The 17,554-nt window shown below is 73.7% G+C and carries 21 protein-coding genes; 6 read left to right on the forward strand and 15 right to left on the reverse strand.

Annotation, left to right across the window (positions count from 1 at the left end; all coding sequences use genetic code 11):
- Positions 1 to 167: 167 nt before the first annotated feature.
- Complete coding sequence (locus ACLIRP_RS00435; protein WP_412061978.1) at positions 168 to 740, reverse strand: RCC1-like domain-containing protein; 573 nt, start codon at positions 738 to 740, stop codon at positions 168 to 170.
- 59 nt (positions 741 to 799) lie between these two features.
- Here ACLIRP_RS00435 and acnA point away from each other — a divergent pair, with 59 nt between their 5' ends.
- From acnA to ACLIRP_RS00450, 3 genes are all read left to right on the forward strand, one after another.
- Positions 800 to 3,517, forward strand: a complete 2,718-nt coding sequence (acnA, locus tag ACLIRP_RS00440) for an aconitate hydratase AcnA (protein WP_412061979.1) — start codon at positions 800 to 802, stop codon at positions 3,515 to 3,517.
- A 188-nt stretch (positions 3,518 to 3,705) separates the two neighbouring features.
- A complete protein-coding gene (locus ACLIRP_RS00445) occupies positions 3,706 to 4,233 on the forward strand; it encodes a GNAT family N-acetyltransferase (RefSeq protein WP_412061980.1) in 528 nt (175 codons plus the stop codon).
- Positions 4,234 to 4,264: 31 nt separating this feature from the next.
- Complete coding sequence (locus ACLIRP_RS00450) at positions 4,265 to 5,314, forward strand: AI-2E family transporter (protein WP_412061981.1); 1,050 nt, start codon at positions 4,265 to 4,267, stop codon at positions 5,312 to 5,314.
- On the opposite strand, the gene ACLIRP_RS00455 is transcribed toward ACLIRP_RS00450, so the two are convergent.
- A complete protein-coding gene (locus tag ACLIRP_RS00455; protein ID WP_412061982.1) occupies positions 5,311 to 6,195 on the reverse strand; it encodes a TIGR03915 family putative DNA repair protein in 885 nt (294 codons plus the stop codon). The genes ACLIRP_RS00450 and ACLIRP_RS00455 overlap by 4 nt on opposite strands.
- Positions 6,192 to 7,493, reverse strand: a complete 1,302-nt coding sequence (locus ACLIRP_RS00460) for a putative DNA modification/repair radical SAM protein (protein ID WP_412061983.1) — start codon at positions 7,491 to 7,493, stop codon at positions 6,192 to 6,194. Before ACLIRP_RS00460 ends, ACLIRP_RS00455 begins: the two co-directional genes overlap by 4 nt.
- Before the next feature lie 176 nt (positions 7,494 to 7,669).
- On the opposite strand from ACLIRP_RS00460, the gene ACLIRP_RS00465 reads away from it, so the two are divergent.
- On the forward strand, positions 7,670 to 8,791 hold the full coding sequence (locus ACLIRP_RS00465) for a hypothetical protein (protein ID WP_412061984.1): 1,122 nt from the start codon (positions 7,670 to 7,672) through the stop codon (positions 8,789 to 8,791).
- A gap of 185 nt (positions 8,792 to 8,976) precedes the next feature.
- Here the strand turns inward: ACLIRP_RS00465 and ACLIRP_RS00470 are convergent, their stop codons facing one another.
- From ACLIRP_RS00470 to ACLIRP_RS00485, 4 genes are read right to left on the reverse strand one after another with little or no spacing between them, the layout of a single operon-like run.
- Complete coding sequence (locus ACLIRP_RS00470) at positions 8,977 to 9,381, reverse strand: hypothetical protein (protein ID WP_412061985.1); 405 nt, start codon at positions 9,379 to 9,381, stop codon at positions 8,977 to 8,979.
- Entirely contained in the window at positions 9,345 to 9,551 is a 207-nt protein-coding gene (locus tag ACLIRP_RS00475; RefSeq protein ID WP_412061986.1) for a GDCCVxC domain-containing (seleno)protein, read from the reverse strand. The genes ACLIRP_RS00470 and ACLIRP_RS00475 overlap by 37 nt, the downstream gene beginning before the upstream one ends.
- Positions 9,552 to 9,559: 8 nt before the next feature.
- On the reverse strand, positions 9,560 to 10,525 hold the full coding sequence (gluQRS, locus tag ACLIRP_RS00480) for a tRNA glutamyl-Q(34) synthetase GluQRS (protein ID WP_412061987.1): 966 nt from the start codon (positions 10,523 to 10,525) through the stop codon (positions 9,560 to 9,562).
- On the reverse strand, positions 10,522 to 11,211 hold the full coding sequence (locus tag ACLIRP_RS00485; protein WP_412061988.1) for an alpha/beta hydrolase: 690 nt from the start codon (positions 11,209 to 11,211) through the stop codon (positions 10,522 to 10,524). Before ACLIRP_RS00485 ends, gluQRS begins: the two co-directional genes overlap by 4 nt.
- Before the next feature lie 152 nt (positions 11,212 to 11,363).
- Here ACLIRP_RS00485 and ACLIRP_RS00490 point away from each other — a divergent pair, with 152 nt between their 5' ends.
- A complete protein-coding gene (locus tag ACLIRP_RS00490; RefSeq protein ID WP_412063732.1) occupies positions 11,364 to 11,558 on the forward strand; it encodes a DUF2256 domain-containing protein in 195 nt (64 codons plus the stop codon).
- Here the strand turns inward: ACLIRP_RS00490 and ACLIRP_RS00495 are convergent.
- From ACLIRP_RS00495 to recO, 3 genes are all read right to left on the reverse strand, one after another.
- Positions 11,515 to 12,087, reverse strand: a complete 573-nt coding sequence (locus ACLIRP_RS00495) for a hypothetical protein (RefSeq protein ID WP_412061989.1) — start codon at positions 12,085 to 12,087, stop codon at positions 11,515 to 11,517. The two genes, ACLIRP_RS00490 and ACLIRP_RS00495, sit on opposite strands and share 44 nt — an antisense overlap.
- A 75-nt stretch (positions 12,088 to 12,162) precedes the next feature.
- Positions 12,163 to 12,753 carry a LexA family protein gene (locus ACLIRP_RS00500; protein ID WP_412061990.1) on the reverse strand — a complete coding sequence of 197 codons (591 nt, stop codon included), beginning with the start codon at positions 12,751 to 12,753 and terminating at the stop codon, positions 12,163 to 12,165.
- Positions 12,754 to 12,925: 172 nt separating this feature from the next.
- Positions 12,926 to 13,732 carry a DNA repair protein RecO gene (gene recO, locus ACLIRP_RS00505; protein ID WP_412061991.1) on the reverse strand — a complete coding sequence of 269 codons (807 nt, stop codon included), beginning with the start codon at positions 13,730 to 13,732 and terminating at the stop codon, positions 12,926 to 12,928.
- A gap of 169 nt (positions 13,733 to 13,901) precedes the next feature.
- On the opposite strand from recO, the gene ACLIRP_RS00510 reads away from it, so the two are divergent.
- A complete protein-coding gene (locus ACLIRP_RS00510) occupies positions 13,902 to 15,029 on the forward strand; it encodes a saccharopine dehydrogenase family protein (RefSeq protein WP_412061992.1) in 1,128 nt (375 codons plus the stop codon).
- On the opposite strand, the gene ACLIRP_RS00515 is transcribed toward ACLIRP_RS00510, so the two are convergent.
- The 5 genes from ACLIRP_RS00515 to ACLIRP_RS00535 all read right to left on the reverse strand — a co-directional run bounded on the left by ACLIRP_RS00515 (position 15,026) and on the right by ACLIRP_RS00535 (position 17,507).
- On the reverse strand, positions 15,026 to 15,487 hold the full coding sequence (locus tag ACLIRP_RS00515) for a hypothetical protein (RefSeq protein WP_412061993.1): 462 nt from the start codon (positions 15,485 to 15,487) through the stop codon (positions 15,026 to 15,028). The two genes, ACLIRP_RS00510 and ACLIRP_RS00515, sit on opposite strands and share 4 nt — an antisense overlap.
- A 1-nt stretch (position 15,488) precedes the next feature.
- Positions 15,489 to 15,851 (reverse strand): hypothetical protein, encoded by a 363-nt coding sequence (locus tag ACLIRP_RS00520; RefSeq protein WP_412061994.1) that lies wholly within the window; start codon positions 15,849 to 15,851, stop codon positions 15,489 to 15,491.
- Between the two features lie 2 nt (positions 15,852 to 15,853).
- Positions 15,854 to 16,171 (reverse strand): hypothetical protein, encoded by a 318-nt coding sequence (locus tag ACLIRP_RS00525; RefSeq protein WP_412061995.1) that lies wholly within the window; start codon positions 16,169 to 16,171, stop codon positions 15,854 to 15,856.
- A 96-nt stretch (positions 16,172 to 16,267) separates the two neighbouring features.
- A complete protein-coding gene (locus ACLIRP_RS00530) occupies positions 16,268 to 16,945 on the reverse strand; it encodes an SDR family NAD(P)-dependent oxidoreductase (protein ID WP_412061996.1) in 678 nt (225 codons plus the stop codon).
- A gap of 94 nt (positions 16,946 to 17,039) precedes the next feature.
- The gene (locus ACLIRP_RS00535) at positions 17,040 to 17,507 is read right to left on the reverse strand and encodes a YybH family protein (RefSeq protein WP_412061997.1); all 468 of its coding nucleotides are present in this window, start codon (positions 17,505 to 17,507) and stop codon (positions 17,040 to 17,042) included.
- Between the last annotated feature and the right edge of the window lie 47 nt (positions 17,508 to 17,554).

Here is a 17,554-nt window from a genome sequence, read left to right on the forward strand (position 1 = left end):
CGCCGGGCCCGTGGGCCCCGACAGACCAACGTAGGCCGCAGAGGCGCAGGCCCCGGCGACGAGCACCCTTCCCGCGCCGCTCGACCCCCGCCGCACGCCCTCCCGCCCGGAGAGCGACCCGGCCTTCCGCCCAACCCCCTGTCGGTCCCCTCGCTAATCGCTACAGGCTAAGTGGGCCGCTTGTCGCTAGCACGAGTCGGAAGCGTCACGGCGACGGGCGAGCGACCGGACGACGGCCGCGCGCTGGGTGCGCATGGCGGCGTCGCCGCACCCGCAGAGTCGGAGCCCCACCCGACGACGGTGCCGTCGGTGCGGAGCGCCAGCGCGTGCCGCCGGCAGCCAGGGTGGCGACCCCGTCGAGATCCGGCGGCGGCGTGGCCCGCCCGAAGAGGTCGCTGACCCAGGCCGCGACGGTCCTGTCGGAGTGGAGGGCGAGCGAGAACGGACCGCCGGCCGCCAGCGCCGTCACCTCGCCGAGGTCGTCCGGAATCGTCGGTTGCTGGTTGCGGTCGTCGTCCCATCCCACGACCCGGCTCCGAGGCACGACGGCCGGCGGTGGGTGCACGGACGCCGCAGTCGCGAGCACGAGGGGGGCGAGGCGGCGAGCATGAGCGACCAAGTTGGTGGACTGAGTACGTGCCGCGCGGCGGTGGCCGCATGCACATCCGGTGCGTCATCCCGATTGGTCCCCCTGCGCGGCGGGTGGAGATCGCGTCGGGACCGCGCGGAGAGGGCACCATTGCGCCCGTCGCGCGTGTAGTCTCCGACCCCCCTTCGAACTCCGGACTCTCCCGACCCCATGGCCGACCCCATCCGCGCGCGCGACACGCTCACCACCTCCGCCGGCTCGTACACCGTCTACCGCCTGGACGCCGTCGCCGAGGCGACCGGCGCCGACCTCGGCCGGCTCCCGTTCTCGATCAAGGTCCTCTTGGAGAACGCCGCCCGCCAGGCCGACCTCCCGGGCCCCGTCTCCGACGACGACGTCCGCAACCTGGCCGCCTACGACCCCGCCAAGCCGGCCGAGGTCGAGATCCCGTACACGCCCGCCCGCGTGCTCCTGCAGGACTTTACCGGCGTCCCGGCCGTCGTCGACCTCGCCGCGCTGCGGTCCGCGATGGCCCGCAACGGCGGCGACCCCGAGGCCATCAACCCGCGCGTGCCGGTCGACCTGGTGATCGACCACTCGGTCCAGGTCGACTCGTTCGCGCTCCCCCAGGCGTTCCAGATCAACGCCGACATCGAGTTCCAGCGCAACGCCGAGCGCTACGAGTTCCTCCGCTGGGGGAGCAAGTCGTTCGAGAACTTCAGCGTCGTCCCGCCGGAGCGCGGGATCTGCCACCAGGTCAACCTCGAGTACCTCGCCAAGACCGTCTGGACCAGCCCGGGCGACGACGGCGTGCCCGTCGCGTACCCCGACACGCTCGTCGGGACCGACTCGCACACGACGATGATCAACGGGCTCGGCGTGCTCGGCTGGGGCGTCGGCGGGATCGAGGCCGAGGCGGCCATGCTGGGCCAGCCCATCTACATGCTGATGCCCAAGGTCGTCGGCTTCCGCCTCAACGGCCAGCTCCGCGAGGGCGTCACAGCCACCGACCTCACGCTGACGGTCACCCAGATGCTCCGCGCGCACGGCGTCGTCGGCAAGTTCGTCGAGTTTTTCGGGACCGGCCTCAGCACGATGTCGCTGCCCGACCGGGCGACGATCGCCAACATGGCCCCGGAGTACGGTGCCACGATGGGCTTCTTCCCCGTCGACGCCGAGACGCTCGACTTTCTCCGCCGCACGAACCGCGACGAGGAGACGGTCGAGCTGGTCGAGGCGTACTGCAAGGCCCAGGGCCTCTTCCGGACCGACGACACACCGGACCCCGAGTTCGAGGCCGTCCTCGAGCTCGACCTGGCCGACGTGCAGCCCTCGATGTCGGGCCCGAAGCGGCCCCAGGACCGGATCGTGCTCGGCGACGTCCAGCGCGAGTTCCGCGAGAGCCTGACGCGCCCCGCCAGCCCCCAGGGCTTCGGCCTCAAGGAGGACGCCCTCGACAACACCGGCCGCTACGTCGACGGCGAGGGCAACGAGCTCGACCTCCGGCACGGCGACGTGGCGATCGCCGCCATCACGAGCTGCACGAACACGTCCAACCCGAGCGTGATGCTCGCGGCCGGGCTCTTGGCGAAGAAGGCCGTCGAAAAGGGGATGTCGGTCAAGCCGTACGTCAAGACCTCGCTCGCGCCGGGCAGCCGCGTCGTGACGGCGTACCTCGAAAAGGCCGGGCTCCAGTCGTACCTCGACCAGCTGGGCTACAACCTGGTCGGCTACGGGTGCACGACGTGCATCGGCAACTCGGGCCCGCTGCCCGAGCCGGTCGCCAAGGCCGTCACCGAGGGCGACCTGATCGTGTCGGGCGTGCTCTCGGGCAACCGCAACTTCGAGGGCCGTATCCACGCGCTCGTCAAGGCCAACTACCTCGCGAGCCCGCCGCTCGTCGTCGCGTACGCGCTCGCGGGCACCGTCGACATCGACCTCCAGAACGACGTGCTCGGGCAGGACAAAGACGGCAACGACGTCTACCTCAAGGACCTCTGGCCCTCGCAGAAGGAGATCTTGGACGCCATCCAGCAGGCCGTCACGCGCGAGCAGTTCGAGGAGCTCTACACGGGCATCGAGGACTCGAACCCGCGCTGGAACGCGATCGAGACCGGCGAGGGCGCCGTTTACGACTGGCAGGACGACTCGACCTACATCCAGGAGCCGCCGTTCTTCGAGGACGTGACGCCCGAGGTCCCGGGCATCGAGGCCATCGTCGGCGCGCGTGCGCTCGCCAAGGTCGGCGACTCGACGACGACGGACCACATCTCGCCGGCCGGCGCGATTCCCAAGGGCGAGCCGGCCGGGCAGTACCTCCAGGCGCACGGCGTCGAGCCCAAGGACTTCAACTCGTTCGGCTCCCGCCGCGGCAACGACCGCGTGATGACGCGCGGCACGTTCGGCAACATCCGCCTGCGCAACCAGATGGCGCCCGGGACCGAGGGCGGCTGGACGACCAAGGACGGCGAGCAGATGTACATCTACGACGCGGCTCAGGCCTACGCCGAAGAAGGCACGCCGCTCGTCGTCTTCGCCGGCAAGGACTACGGCATGGGCTCGTCGCGCGACTGGGCCGCCAAGGGGACGCTGCTGCTCGGCGTCAAGGCCGTCGTGGCCGAGAGCTTCGAGCGGATCCACCGGTCCAACCTGGTCGGCATGGGCGTCCTGCCGCTGCTGTTCAAGGCCGGCGAGTCGCTGGCGACGTACGGGCTCGACGGCACGGAGACGTTCGACATCCCGGTCTCGGACGACCTCGCGCCCGGCGAGACGCTGGCGGTGTCGGTCACCAAGGCCGACGGCTCCCAGGCCTCGTTCGACGTGACCGTCGCGCTCAACACGCCGGTCGAGGTCGAGTACTACCGCCACGGCGGGATCTTGAACTACGTGCTCCGCGACTTCCTCAACAATGAGCTGGAGATGGCGTAGCGAGTGATGGGTGACGGGCACAGGGTGATGAGCCCTCGGCCCCACCGACCCCGCCCGCCCTGGCCTCGCGCCGGGGCGGGCGGTTTTTTTCGTCGGTGATCAGTGGTCGGTGATCGGTTGTCGGAGGGGCAACGCCAACCCCGGGCCGCCCGCATCTTCCCGTCCCCCGTCCCCCGTCCCCCGTCCACGTGCTCTTCGAGACCGCCCGCCTCGTCGTCCGCCGTCTCACGCTGGCGGACGCCCCGTTCATCCGCGGCTTGGTTACCGAGCCCGGGTGGCTGCGCTGGATCGGGAGCCGCGACGTCGAGAGCACGGCCGACGCCGAGCGCTACCTCCGCGAGGGGCCGCTCGCGAGCTACGCCGCGCACGGCCACGGGCTCTATCTGGTGGCTCTCAAGACCGGCGAGCCCGTCGGCATCTGCGGAGTCCTGCGCCGCCCGACGCTCGACGCGCCCGACCTCGGCTACGCCATCGCTGCCCGGCACGCGGGCCACGGCTACGCGACCGAGGCGGCCCGGGCCACGCTCGCGCACGCCCGCCGCGACCTGAGAATGGCCCGCGTCGTCGCCATCAGCGACACCGACCACGCCGCGTCGCACCGCGTGCTGGAAAAGGCCGGGATGCGCCGGGCGGGCACGGTCGCCGGTGACGATGGGGTTCGGCTGGCGCTGTTCGAGACGGGCTGGGGAGATCCCGCACCGACCGGTCCGGCCTGAACCGCAGGGCCGGGCCCGCGTCGGACCCGGCATGACTGACCAGGACACCCCGATCGACACGCCGGAGGCGTTCCGGCAGCGCGCGCGCTATGTGGCGTCGCTGGCCGTCCTCGCCATCGTCGGGATGTTCGTCCTGTGGACGACCCGGCACGCCGTGCTGCTGGTCTTTCTGGGGGTGTCGCTCGGCGTCCTGTTCTACGGCGCGAGCCGGTGGCTGACCCGGCGCACCGGCGTGCCCCGGGGCGCGACGCTGGCCGTCGTCGTGGTCGCTGTCGTCGGGGTGGCCGGTGCGGCGGGCGCGCTGGCCGGGCCCCGGTTCGTCACGGAGGCGTCGGAGCTGTGGGCACAGGCACCGGAGCTCCTGGAGACCGCGCGGGAGCGGCTGAGCTTGCCCGAGGGCGTGCTCACCGTGCCCGCCGCGGTCGGGTCCATCGGCGGCCAGCTGTTCGGCTGGTTCTCGACCGCCGCCGGCGTGCTCTCGGGGCTGTTGGTCGTGCTCGTGGTGGCCGTCTACACGGCCGCCGCCCCGGCCCAGTACACGAGCGCCGTCGTCCGCTTGTTCGACCGCGAGCACCAGCCGTTCGTGCGCCGCATGATGGGCGAGATGGGCGCGGTGCTGCTGGCGTGGCTCAAGGGCGTCGGGGTCGCCGTGGTGGTGCTCGGCGGGATGGCGCTGGCCGGGCTGACCCTGATTGGCGTGCCCGGGGCGTTGGCGCTGGCGGCCTTCGCGGCGGCCCTTACCGTCATCCCGACGTTCGGGCCGTTTATCGGGTGGGCCCCGGCCGTCGTCGTCGGCTTCGCGTCCGGCACCACGACCGGTCTGTGGACGCTCGCGCTGGCCGTGGTCGCCCAGCAGATCGAGGGGAGCATCATCACGCCCAAGGTGCAGGGCGCGATGGTCCGCGTCGCGCCGGCCTTCGTGGTCGCGGGCCAGATCGTGCTCGGCGCGCTGACGGGCTTCCTGGGCATCCTGCTCGTGGTCCCGATCCTGGGCGTCGGCCGCGTGCTCCTCCAGCAGCTCTACATCGGCCCGTTCGTGGCCGGCGAGGTGGCCGACCCGGACGCCGAGACGGCAGGCTAACCCTGCGGCGGCCCCGAGGCGGGCACGGCCGCTCGCGGCGCCCGCGCCTTTGCGACCGGTGCCGCCAGCGGCGCCAGCGTCTGCTTCTCGGTCAGGTACGGCCAGTACCGCTTCGGGACGTGCCGGAGGTGGAGCTTCAGGTTCCGCCGCTCCGGGATGGTGACGGCCTGGAAGTACGCCTTCCACATCGTCTGGTACGCCGCCTCGTCGGGCGCCGCGTCGGCCAGCCCCAGCGTGACGGCCGGGACGATGCGGCTGGCCGGGTCGCCCGGCGCGCGGTCCGGCTCTGGCGTGTGGACGAGCGCCAGCCCGCGCCGCGCGTCGACGATGCGCCACGCGAGTGTCGGGTACCGCGCCTCGAAGTGGGGGTGCAAGATGGGCAGCACGTGGTACTCCGGCCGCGCCGTCGCCGTCCACGTCTCGACGCCGTCCGCGACGTGTTCTTCGAACCGGACGAACGCCTCCATCCGGTGCGCCTCGCGCCCAACGCGTCCGCTCCACCGTCCGACCTCGCGGGCCGGATCAAACGTCCAGTCCTCGGCGACCGCCGCGCCCTCGGCCCGGACCGCGTCCGCCAGCCGGAGCGCGGCGACCTCGATGCCGGGCCGCTCGCTCAGCACGGCGCGCCGGAGCCGCCCCACGAGCCCGGGCACGAGCCGGTCCAGCCCCCGCTCGACGCGGTCCGCGATGGCCGCCTCGGTCTCGACGCGGATCGGCGCGCCAAACAGGGCGCCGTCGGCCGGCGCGCCGATCAGGCCGACCGAGGCGGGCAGGGCGCCTTGCCGGTACGCCGCGGCGTACGCGCACAGCAAGCCGGCAAACGTCCCGTCAGTCTCGACGGCGAGGTGCGGGTCGACGGGCAGGGCGGGCGGCTGGCTCACGCGGCGAGGGCGACCGGCGCGGCGGGGGGCGTCGCGAGCGCGACCGGCGTTGGCGCGAAGAGGGAGAGCTGCGGGGCTCCGGCCTTGCCGCCGACGATGCGCCGACGGACCGCCCCTGGGTCCTGGCCGATGAGGTGGGGCTTGTGGTCGGGCGTCGTCAAAAAGTGCTGGGCGCGCTTCAGGACGACGCCCATCGCGCGCAGGTCGTCCCAGCGGACCGTCCCGCGGCGCCGGGCCGCGACGATCCGGCGCGCACTCCGCAAGCCCAGCCCGGGCACGCGCTGGAGCCACTCGACCGGCGCCTTGTTGACGTCGACCGGGAAAAGGGACGGGTAGCGCAAGGCGTACGCGGTCTTCGGGTCGATGTCGGAGTCGAGGTTCGCCGAGCCAGGCGGCGCGACCTCGTCGAGGTCGAAGCCGTACTTGCGGAGCAGCCAGTCGGCCTGGTAGAGGCGGTGCTCGCGGTGGAGCGGGGCGCGGTACGACTCGGGGTCCGGCACGCGACTGTCGCCGCCGAGCGGGACGAAGCCGGAGAAGTAGACGCGCCGGAGCTTCTGCTCCGAGTACAGCCCGTCGGTCAGCTCCAGGATCTGGCGGTCGGTCTCCGGCGTCGCCCCGATGACGAGCTGGGTCGACTGGCCGCCCGCGGCGAACCGGGGCGCGCGGCGGTCGGTCTTGCGCTCCTCCTTGGCTGCGTCGATCCGGTCGCGGACGTGGCCCATCGGCGCGAACACCTGGTTGTAGTCCTTCTCGGGCGCGACCTGCTTGAGCCCCGCCTCGCTCGGGATCTCGACGTTGACGCTCAGCCGGTCCGCTAGCCGGCCGGCCTCCGTCAGGAGCTCGGGGCTGGCGCCCGGGATCACCTTGAGGTGGATGTAGCCGTTGAACGCGTGGTCGTGGCGGAGCGAGCGGGCCACGGCGACCAGCTTCTCCGTCGTCGTGTCGGCGTCGCCGAAGATGCCCGACGACAGGAACAGCCCCTCGATGTAGTTCCGCTTGTAGAACCCCATCGTCAACTCGACGACCTCCTTGACGGTGAACGCCACGCGCTCGACCTCCTCGTTGGAGCGGCGGCTCACGCAGTACGCGCAGTCGTAGATGCAGACGTTCGAGAACAAGACCTTGAGGAGGGACACGCACCGGCCGTCCTCGGTGTACGAGTGGCAGATGCCGGCGCCGGTGCTGTTGCCGATGCCGGTCTTGGAGTTCTCGCGCTTGCCGCCCGACGACGCGCACGAGGCGTCGTATTTGGCCGCGTCGGCCAGGATTTCGAGCTTTTCGATGACCTGTCGACGCATATCGGTGGTGGGGCCCGGCGGGCCGGATTGGGCGGAGCCCAAAGGTCGGGGACAGGTGTGCCAGGTGTGTGTCCCGGGCGGCTTCGCAAGCCCCGCTAGCGCAGTAGTGCGCCAGTCCCGTGACCGCCCGGTGGCACTGCCGTGCCCGACCCTGCGGCCCCACCACGCGCCCCGTCATGGACCTCACCGTCGGCGTCGGGCCCCCGCGCTCGGCGCTCCCCGCCGACCTCGCCGTCGGCTTGCCGCTCGTCAAGGCGGCCCTGCTCTACGGCGACCGCGTGACGCTGTGCAGTCCGGCTGCGAGCCTGCTTCTCCGCTTGCGCGACCACGCGCCGACCGCGCTGGCGGCCCGCCTCGACGTGCTCGCCGGCCTCGCGGACGACCTCGGGCTCGACGACGCGCCCGCCCGGCTGGCGGCCGTCCTCGCGGCCGGACGCGTCGATGCAGACGTGGCGCGCGACGTCGTCGACGCGTGGTGGCGGCGCTACCGGCGCGCGCTCGCCGACGCCACGGCCGCGAGCGGGCTGGAGGCGCTCGCGCCCGCCGTCGCGGCCGGGCGGCTGACCGTCGAGACGCTCGGCGTCGGCGCGATTGCGCGGCCGTCCGACTTTTCCCAGACCGCCGCCGAGACGTATGCCGCGTCGGTCGCCGACGCCGTCGAGCGCGGGTTGGTGACGCCCCTTCTCGACGGACCGACCGCCGACGGGCTCCGGCTCGCCGTCGAGGCCGGCCGGGTCGGCGTCTCGGAGCCGCACGCGCACCGCGCGCAGGCGGGCGGGCTCGCGGCGCACGTGCTCCAGCGGCTCCCGCTCTTCGACCGCGCGACGGTTGCCGAGGTGCTCGACGTGCGCGCCGACCTCGACCCGGCGCTCGCCCGCTTTCGCGCCGCCATCGACGCCTTTGCCGCCGACTTGGGCGCCGCCGCCTGGGAGCCCCAGTTCGCCGTCGAGGCCGACCGCGTGTACCACGCCCAGGTCGCCCCGGCCGTCGCCGAGATCGAGGACGCTGTCGCCTCCGTCGGCTACCTCCGCGAGCTCGTCACGCGCTACGCCGAGCGCCCCGGCCAGTTCGTCCCGCTCGCGGTCCCCGCCCTGTCCGTCGCGCTCGCGTCGCCGGACGTGCTGGCGCAGACGGTCGCCGCCACGCTCGCGGGTGGGTCGCTGCTGGCGAACGCGGCGCAGGCGGGGTGGGCCGTCGCCGACGGCCGCCGCGAGGTCCGCGCGCGGCGCCTGTTTTTCGTCTACGCCGCCGGGCGGCGCTTCCGCGGCGATCGCGACTGGCGCACGCGGAGCGCCTGACCCTAGGGCCCGACACGTTATCCGGATCCTGTCTGCGCGAGGCTTCAGATGGCGCCTGCGGCGTTCCCCTCCTCGTCCGATGCTTGGGCATCGATCTCCCCGGCAAGCCGGGGCAGGCTGTCGGGCGCCTTGCTGACACCGCCAGCGGCTCTCGCTCGCCGACGGACCGACTTACGTGACGGACCCTAGCAGCCGAACGAGGCGTCGGCCGGGGGCGCGAGCCGGAGTCGGACGCGCTCGCCGCCCCACCAGCACGTCCCGGCGAGCGCGCCGTCGTCGCCGGCTGCAAGTGTGCACACCAGCGCGCGCGGCAGGAGGGCGCCCGGCAGGCGCACGCGCCCGGTCTCGAACGCGAGCGTGCCGCGCCGCCACGTCGCGGGGGCGTCCTCGGGCACGAGCGCCTCCCGCCCGCCGACATCGATCGCGAGCGTGAACCCGCCCGCGCATCGCTCCAGCGCCACCTCGACCGGCTCGCGGTCGCCGTCGGCGCGTACGAGCTCGCCGGTCCACGTCCCCGACGGGAGCATCTGGGCCGAGGCCGGGGCCGCGAGCGCTACGAGCAGCAGGAGGAGCCAGCGATGGGCGGACATGGGCGGTCGGCGTAGGAGCAGAACACGCAGCAGTCGCCCGGCTTGGGGCGGACGACGGCGGCGCACGTGGGGCAGTCCCAGAAGAACACACACGCGTCGGTCGGCATCTCGGCCTCGGTCGGCGTGCCGCACTCGGGGCAAGTGATCGTCGCGGTCAGGGTCTCGGTCATGGCGCAAGCTAGCGGAGCGCATCAGCCAAGTCGTCCGGCACCGGGATCGGCGCCGTGCCGACGCGCGACACGTCGAACGCGGCGGCGACCTCGGCTGGTGTCCGGGGGGAGCCGTCGCCCTGTCCGAGCGCCGCCGCCAGCCACCCCACCAAGGCCTCCGCTCGCACGCCGGCCGCGCGCAGCTCGCGGAGCGACATCGCTGCCGTCCGCTTCGACAGCTTCTCGCCCTCGGCGTCCACCAGCAGCGGCACGTGGGCGTACGTCGGGACCTCGCCGCCGAGCGCCTCGACCAGCCGGATCTGCCGGGCCGTCGAGTCCAAGAGATCCTGCCCGCGCACCACTTCCGTCACGCCCTGGGCCAAGTCGTCGACGACGACCGCCAGCTGGTAGGCATAGACGCCGTCGCGGCGGCGCAGCACGAAGTCGCCGACCGAGGCCGACACGTCCTCGGCCACTGGGCCGACGATGCGGTCGACGAACGAGACGGTGCCGGGCTCGACGCGGAAGCGGAGCGCGGCGTCGGCCGTCGCCGCGTGGTCGTCGAACCAGCCGGGCGCGAGCGCGGTCGGGCGGAGCGCGGCGGGATACGGCGGCACGCCCGGGGCGCCGTGCGGCGCGCTCGCCAGCTCGCGCAAGTCGCGCCGCGAGACGCGGCAGGGGAAGAGGTGCCCGGCGTCTGCCAACTGGCGCAGGGCGTTCTCGTAGAGGTCGAACCGCTCGGACTGGCGGTACGGGCCGTTCGGGCCGCCGACGTCGGGCCCCTCGTCCCAGTCGAGCCCGAGCCAGCGCGCGTCGTCGAGCTGTCGCTCGGCCGAGCCGGGCACGGCGCGCGGCCCGTCGAGGTCCTCGACCCGGTATACGAACCGGCCGCCGGCGGAGCGGGCGCTGGCGTACGCCGCGAGCGCCGCGAGCGCGCTCCCGAGGTGGAGGTCGCCGGTCGGGCTCGGCGCAAAGCGGCCGACGGCGCCGCTCACGCCAGCTCGCGCAGCACGCGGTCGTTGAGCCGGTGCTCGCCCGCGAAGGAGATCGACTCGAACGGGATGTCGGCGTCGCGCAGGCGGGCCTCCTGCTCGAGCACCCGGGCGGGCGTCGCGAACCCGTCGCGGTCGCCGGCGACGAGCGTCACGCCGGCGTCGGCGAGCCAGCCCGCATGGGCGGCCAGGTCGAGGTCGGGCGGGAGGCCGCCGCCCCAGAGCACCAGCCGCCGCGCCCGCCGCTCGCGCCGCGCGACGAGCGGGCTCAGCGCCAGCCACCGGGCGACGGCGGCGGTCCCCTGGCTAAAGCCGACCCCGACGAGCGGGACCGTGAGCGGGTCGGCGTCGGCACGGGTGCAGGCCGCCACGAACACGTCGTCGAGGTAGCGGACCACGTCCGCGATGTCGTGCTGGCGGTCCTCGCGCGTCATCCAGGTCGCCCCGACGCGGCGCTCGCGCGAGCCGCGCGTGCTCGCGCCCGGCCCGCCGACGTAAAACCGGCTCAGCGCCTCAGGCACCACGACGAGGCGGCCCGGCCGCTGGACCGCGCGGAAGTGGCGCGCGAAGTACGGCGCGAGTTGGCCGTAGCCGTGGCACACGAGCCAGACCTCGGACACGGGCCCATCCTCGGGCCCCAGCACGGCGTACCGGGCGGTCTTGACGGCGGCGATGTGGCGGACGGTCACGGCAGGGGGGAGGACAGCCGTCGAACATACCGGATCGGCCCGCCTCCGCGCCGGGGCGGTAGCGGACACGCTCTGTCCGTGGGTCCGATTGCGTGCCGGCTGGCGCCGCTCGCGATCCGGGGGCACCTTGGCGCTCCGCCGCACGCGTCGCCATCGCCCACCGCAAGCCTCACCTTCCCACCAAGACGTGCCCCGTCTGCAGGCGCCCATTCGCGTGGCGCAAAAAGTGGGCGCGCGACTGGGACGCCGTCGTGTACTGCTCGGAGCGGTGCCGCCGTGCGAAAAGCCGTCCGGACGGGGCCGCTACTGGCGCTCCATCCGGAACTCGTCCTCGTTCGACGGACTGAGCGCGAACGTGTGCGGCGAGTCGTAGTCCTCGAACACCGCGAAGGTGTAGCCGTGGAGGATCCGCTTGTCCTGCAGCCGGGCCCGGTCGCCGGTGACGGTGAACGTCCACAGGTCTTTCGGGAAGACGTTGGCCGCCTCGGCCTCGGGGAGGTCGACCTCGAGGGTCGGCCGGCCATACGTGCCGTAGACCGGCCACGAGTGGATCAGGTCATCGTCCCACACGACCTCGTGCTCGATGACCGTCTGGGTCCCGCCCACGTTGCGCGGCTCGCGGACGGTCAGCGTGCCCGTGTTGTAGATGTTCATGAACCCGAGGACGAGGCCGTCCTCGTCCTCGGTGAGGTCGAACTCGTAGCGCGTGTCGTAGTCGCCGACCACCCGGAAGTTCTGGTCCTGCATCAGGGTGTCGACCTCGAAGGAGGCCGTCCCGGCCCACAAGCCAGAGGTGGCGCCGAGGTCGGACCCGCCCGCGTCGCAGGCGGAGAGGGCGATCGCAGCGAGGACGAGGGCGGGGAGAAAGCGCGGCATGGGCGTCGGAGGGGGCTCCGCGCCGGTATCGGACAGGCGAGCGCCGCCTTAAAGGCGCCCCCCGCCCGGTGCGCATTACGCCTCGGCCGCCAGCTGCGCCTGGGCCCGCACGAGCCCGTAGGGACCGGCGTGGCCGGCGTAGCGGCCGAGCACCTCGGGCGCCACCAGCTCGTCGTCGCAGTCGATGCAGCCGTCGTCGCGCATCGGGCCGATCGCCAGCCGGTGCCCGTCCATCACCACGGCCGTCTCCCCGACCGGCACCTCGCCCTCGCCGACGAACACGTAGCGCGCCTGGCCGAGCTCGGAGGTCCGCGACACGTCGTCGCCGAGCTCGACGGCGTGGATGCCGCTAAAGTCCGGGAAGAGCGAGGTCAGCGACAGGCGGTCCGAGGGGCCGGGCTCGATCTGCCCGCTGCGGAGCGCGCCCCTGAGACGGATCGAGCCGTCGCGTGCGCCCTGCTCCACCAGCGCGTAGCCGTTGCGGCCGCGCTGCAGGAACCCCTTGCGCGAGAGCGCCTGGAGGTTCTGCGTCACCGAGTTCGGCGACCGGTACTCGAAATGGTCGGCAATCTCTCGGTACGTCGGCCACACCTTGTGGTCGTCGATGTGCTCGCGGAGGAACTTGAGGAAGGCGTGCTGCTTGTGGGTGAGCTGTCGGCGGCTCATGGGGCGGGCTGAGATGGCGCTCCCGAAGGTACGGGGCGGGGGGGGATACACACAACTCCGCACAGTATCGAGCGCACACGCCCGCCCTGTAGGCCCGTGGGGAGGCGACCGGGGCCTGCGGGGCCCGCTTCCTCTATCCGGGAATCCTCGTTTGAACGGGCGTCGCCCGCCCTCACATGTCCCGGGCGCCACCGCGCGAGCGGGCGAGATACGTGTCCATCTGGTCGGCCACGCCCCGCACGCGGTCGGGGTACGACGCGTCGGTGTGGACCCGGACGTAGGCGTCGACGAGCCCCTCGGCCTCGGCCCGGACCTCGGGCGCCAGGCGCATCCGGCCGGCCGTGGCGAGGTCGGTCTTGGCCAGGATCGCGAACGTCCGCAGCGCCGCCCGGCTGGCGTCGACGCCGTCGCCCGACGACGAGAGGCCGTAGGCCGTCGCTTCGGCGCCCGCCGCGAGAATGGCCCCGCTCCGCAGCAGCAGCCGCCCGCCGTCGTCGCCGAGCGCCTCGACGTCGGCGCGCTGGATGTCGGGCGCGAAGCCGAGCATCGAGGCCAGCCGGAGTTGGAACCACGGGACGGCGTTCGCCGCGTTCGCCTCGGCCTCGTCGATGTGCTCCAGCGTGCGGACGACGTGGTCGAGGATCAGCGGGTGGGCCTCGCCCTCCTCGACGAGCGACCGCGTGACCTCGACGACGCGCAGACCCAGGGTGACCTTGTGGATGTCGGTCGTGAGCCGCTTGAACCGGACGACGTGGGCGGCCTCCTTGAGCGTCTGCAGGCCGCGCTGCGGGCGGTGGTAGTAGACCGCCTGGAGGTACGACATCGGCTGCAGCGTCGACCCGAACGTGCTGGTTGGCCGCCGCGCGCCGCGCGCCATCACGCCGATCACGCCGTGCGGCCGCGTGAGCAGCCGGACGATCTTGCTGGTCTCCCCGTAGTCGAAGGCGTGGAGGACGACGGCGTCGGTGCGGACGATCATAGGGGGCCGCCGGGGCGGTGGGGAGGCGGGCGCGCCCGGGTCGAACGCGCCGGGCCAAGGTCGGGCTCCGCAGCGCCAGCGATGCGTCACCGGGCCGCCGTCTCGAGGGGCGGATCGGGGCCCGTCGGTCGCCGGCGCCTGATACCTTGGGGCGTCCCCCACGCACGCCATGAAGATCACCGTTCTCGGAGCCGGCGCCATCGGCACGGCCGTCGCCGTCGACCTCGCCCGCGACGAGGCCGTCGCGCGCGTCCAGGTGTGCGAGGCCCAGCCGGCGACGCTGCGCGCGTTCCGCGCCGCGCACGCCGCGCCGCGGCTGCGGACGTACGAGGGCGACGCCCGCGACGCCTCCGGGCTGGAGCCGATCCTATCCGGGAGCGCCGTCGTGGTGTCGTGCGTGGGCCCCGAGCACAGCGAGCGGCTGGCGCGGCTGGCGCTCGACCTGGGCGCGCACTTCGTGGACCTGGGCGGGCCGCTCCCGGGCCTCGCCGAGCACGCCGATCGCCGCCAGCGCTGGGTGATGACCGGGGCCGGGCTGGCGCCCGGGCTCGTCGGCGTGCTGACGATGCGGGGCGTCGAGGCCATGGACCGCACCACGGCCATCCGCATCCGCGTCGGCGACGTCCCGATCACGCCGCCCGAACCGTTCCGGCACCGGCTGGCGCACTCGGCCGAGCGCCTGATCGACGACTACACCGAGCCGGCGCCCGTCCTGCGCGGCGGCCAGATCGAGACGCGCGAGCCGCTGACCGGGCTGGAGACCATCGAGGTCGACGGGTTCGGCGAGATGGAGGCGTTCTACACCTCGGCCGGGCTGGGCGCGCTCGTCGAGGCGCTGGAGGGGACCGTCGACGCGCTCGACGTCAAGACGCTCCGTTACCCCGGCCACGCCGAGCGCATGCGGTTCGTCCTCGACCTCGGGCTGGCCGAGCGGACCTCGCTCGACGTCCGCACCCACCTCACCTACCGCGACGTGCTCGTGCGCCGCCTGCGCCAGCGCCTGGGCGGGGCCTACGACGACGCCGTCCTCCTGCGCATCGAGGTCGACGGCGAGCGCGACGGCGAGGCCGGGACGCTGGTCTACGAGATGGTCGACCGGTGCGACGCCTCGGGCGGGCTCTCGGCCATGCAGCGGTGCACGGGCTTCCCAGCGGCGGCGGCGGCGATTCTGCTGGCGGACCGGGTGCTGCCCGGCGGTGGGTCGGCCTCGGCCCACAGCGCGCTCCCCGCGGGGCCGCTCCTGGAGCGCCTGGCCGAACGCGGGATCGTCGTCCAGGAAAACTGGCGGGCCGCCTAACCGTCAGAGGCGGGTGCCAGCCGGACCGTAACCTCGCGCGAGCGGCGGTCGCGGACGACCGTCCCCACGAACGCGCCGACCAGCCCGGCGCCCAGCGTCAGCACGAGGCCCTGGGACGGGTCCTGGTCGCCGACCGTGGCCACGCCCAGCCCGACGCCCACGGCCGCGCCGCCGAGCGTGGCCCACGCGTCGAGATCGCGGGCGGGGCCGGGGAACGTCACCGCCTCGATGTCGACCGTCGCGACCGCGAGGAGCACGCCGTCGGGGGCGAGCCACGAGGCCGAGTCGGGCGCCACGACGAGCGCCCGGGCCGGGTAGGCCTCGCCGCCGACGAGCCGGACGACGGCGTCTCGCGTGTCCGCGAGCGCGTTGATGGACGTGATCGGGTCGTCGGCCAGCAGCGACGGCCCGACGCAGCCCACCAGCAGGAGGGCCGGGGTGAGAGCGCGTCGGTGCACGCTAGCGCGGCGCGATCCGCCGGATCCGGACGGGACGCCCGAACGGGACGTTCCTGTCCACCTGCTCGTCGAGCAGGTCGACCTCGGCGCGCACGGCCAGGCCGGAGACCTTGTACGCGCGCGGCACATTGGTCGGCCCGTAGAGACGGCCACCCTCCTCCAGAATCACCCAGCCGGGCTCTTCGGTCTCGATGAGTTCCATCGTCCCGATGAGCGTCGCATCGGCCTCGCCAGCAACGAGCTCGACGGCCTCGGGCGGACCCACGGAAGAGTCGCACCCTGCGACGAGAAGGAGGACGGCGAGGAGACTCAGGCGACGCATGGCGAACGGGATGGGCACGGCCCAGGGACGGGCGAGGCGCACGGCTAGCGCGGCGCGATCCGTCGGATCCGGACGATGGGGCCGACCTGCAGAACGCTCGCGTAGTCCTCCAGCACGTCGACCTCGGCGCGGACCGCCAGCCCCTCGACGCGGTAGGCGTCGGGCAGATTCGTCGGCTCGTAGAGCTGGCCGCCAGTGTCGCGGAGCACCCAGGCGCCGCCCTCGATCTCGACGTACGTCACCGACGCGTCGAGCGTGGTCTCGGCGTCGCCGTCGATCAGGACGGCCGCGTCGGGCGGCGTCCGGGTCGAGTCGCAGGCGGCGAGGGCGAGGAGCAGGGCGAAACAGGTGGCGGCACGCATAGCACGAGGGGATGGGCAGCCGGACAGTAGCACACGGCGCCCGCCGGCGGCCGGCGAGGTGGGCGAACGGTCGCCGCCCGAGCCGGAGCGGTCGCCCTAGCGCATCGATCCGTAGGCCCGGAGCACGGACCCGCTGTGGACGCTGCCGGCCGAGCCGCACAGCGTCACGCACAGCGCGGCCACCTCGTCGACGCTGACGCCGCGCGCACCCTCGGGCTCGTCGCCGAACAGGATCATGGACGGGGCCACGGCTGCCGCCGAGAGGTCGCGGTCGCGGTACTCGGCGGCCACGGCCTCGACGAGGCGCACGACGCCGGCCTTCGAGGCCGAGTATGCCGCCTGCTGGGCCACGCCCTTGTCGGCGCCCTGCCCCGAGGCCATCGCCACGAGCCGCCCGCCGCGCTCGGCCGCCAGCATCCGCCGGACCGCCGCGCGGAAGACGACGAACGTGCTCGTCAGGTTGACGTCGAGGACGGTCTGCCACTCGTCGAGCGTCGTCTCGGCAAAGGGCGCCCCGGCCCACATCCCGACCGTGTGGACGACGCCGCGGATGTCGCCGAGCGCCTCGGCGGCGGCGGCGAGCGCGGCGTCGGCGGCCTCGGGCGTGGTGAGGTCGGCCGTGATCGCGGCGTCGCCGACGTCGTGGGGCTGGCGGTCGAGCCCGGCGACGGCCGCGCCGGCGTCCGAGAGGTGACGGGCGACGACGCGGCCGAGCCGCCCGGCGGCGCCGGTCACGACGACGACGCGGCCGGACAGGTCAGGAGTGGAAGGCATGGGTCGGTAGGTCGGTGAATCCGTCGGGGAGACCGGCGCGCGCAGGCGCGCACCGCGGGCGGCTCGTGGGGCGCCGTCGCGGGGTCGGGGGCCTCTACTCCGACGACGTGTGGTCGTGGGCGACGCGCCAGCCGTCGGGCGTGTCGACGAAGAGCAGGGTGAACAGGCCGCCCGGCCCGGCGCCGGGCGCGTCGCCGTCGCGCTGGAGGCGCCAGCGGCCCCAGACGAGTGCCTTGTCGGCCGCGAGCGCCTGGATGTCGAGGTCGGAGAACGTGAGCTGGCCCATCGCCGCCGCGTCCGGGTAGCCGCGGACGTAGCCGTAGAGCGCCTCCTCCCAGCCTTTTCGGACGTTCCCGCCAGACAGGAAGGTGAGGTCCTCGCTGCGGAGGTAGCCCTCCATGAAGTCGCGCACGGAGCCGGCGTTCCAGGCCGCGACCTGGGCGTCGAGCGTGGCGCGCACGCCGGCCTCGATGGCGCCCGCGTCGGGGTCGGCCGGGGGCGGGGCCGAGGCGCAGCCGGTGGCGACGAGGGCGAGAGCGGCGAGAGCGACGCGGAGGGTCATGAAGGGGAGGAGGGCGTGCCCCGAAGACTACGACGGGCCCGCTGCCG

Source organism: Rubrivirga halophila (assembly GCF_046845755.1).
GTDB lineage: Bacteria > Bacteroidota > Rhodothermia > Rhodothermales > Rubricoccaceae > Rubrivirga.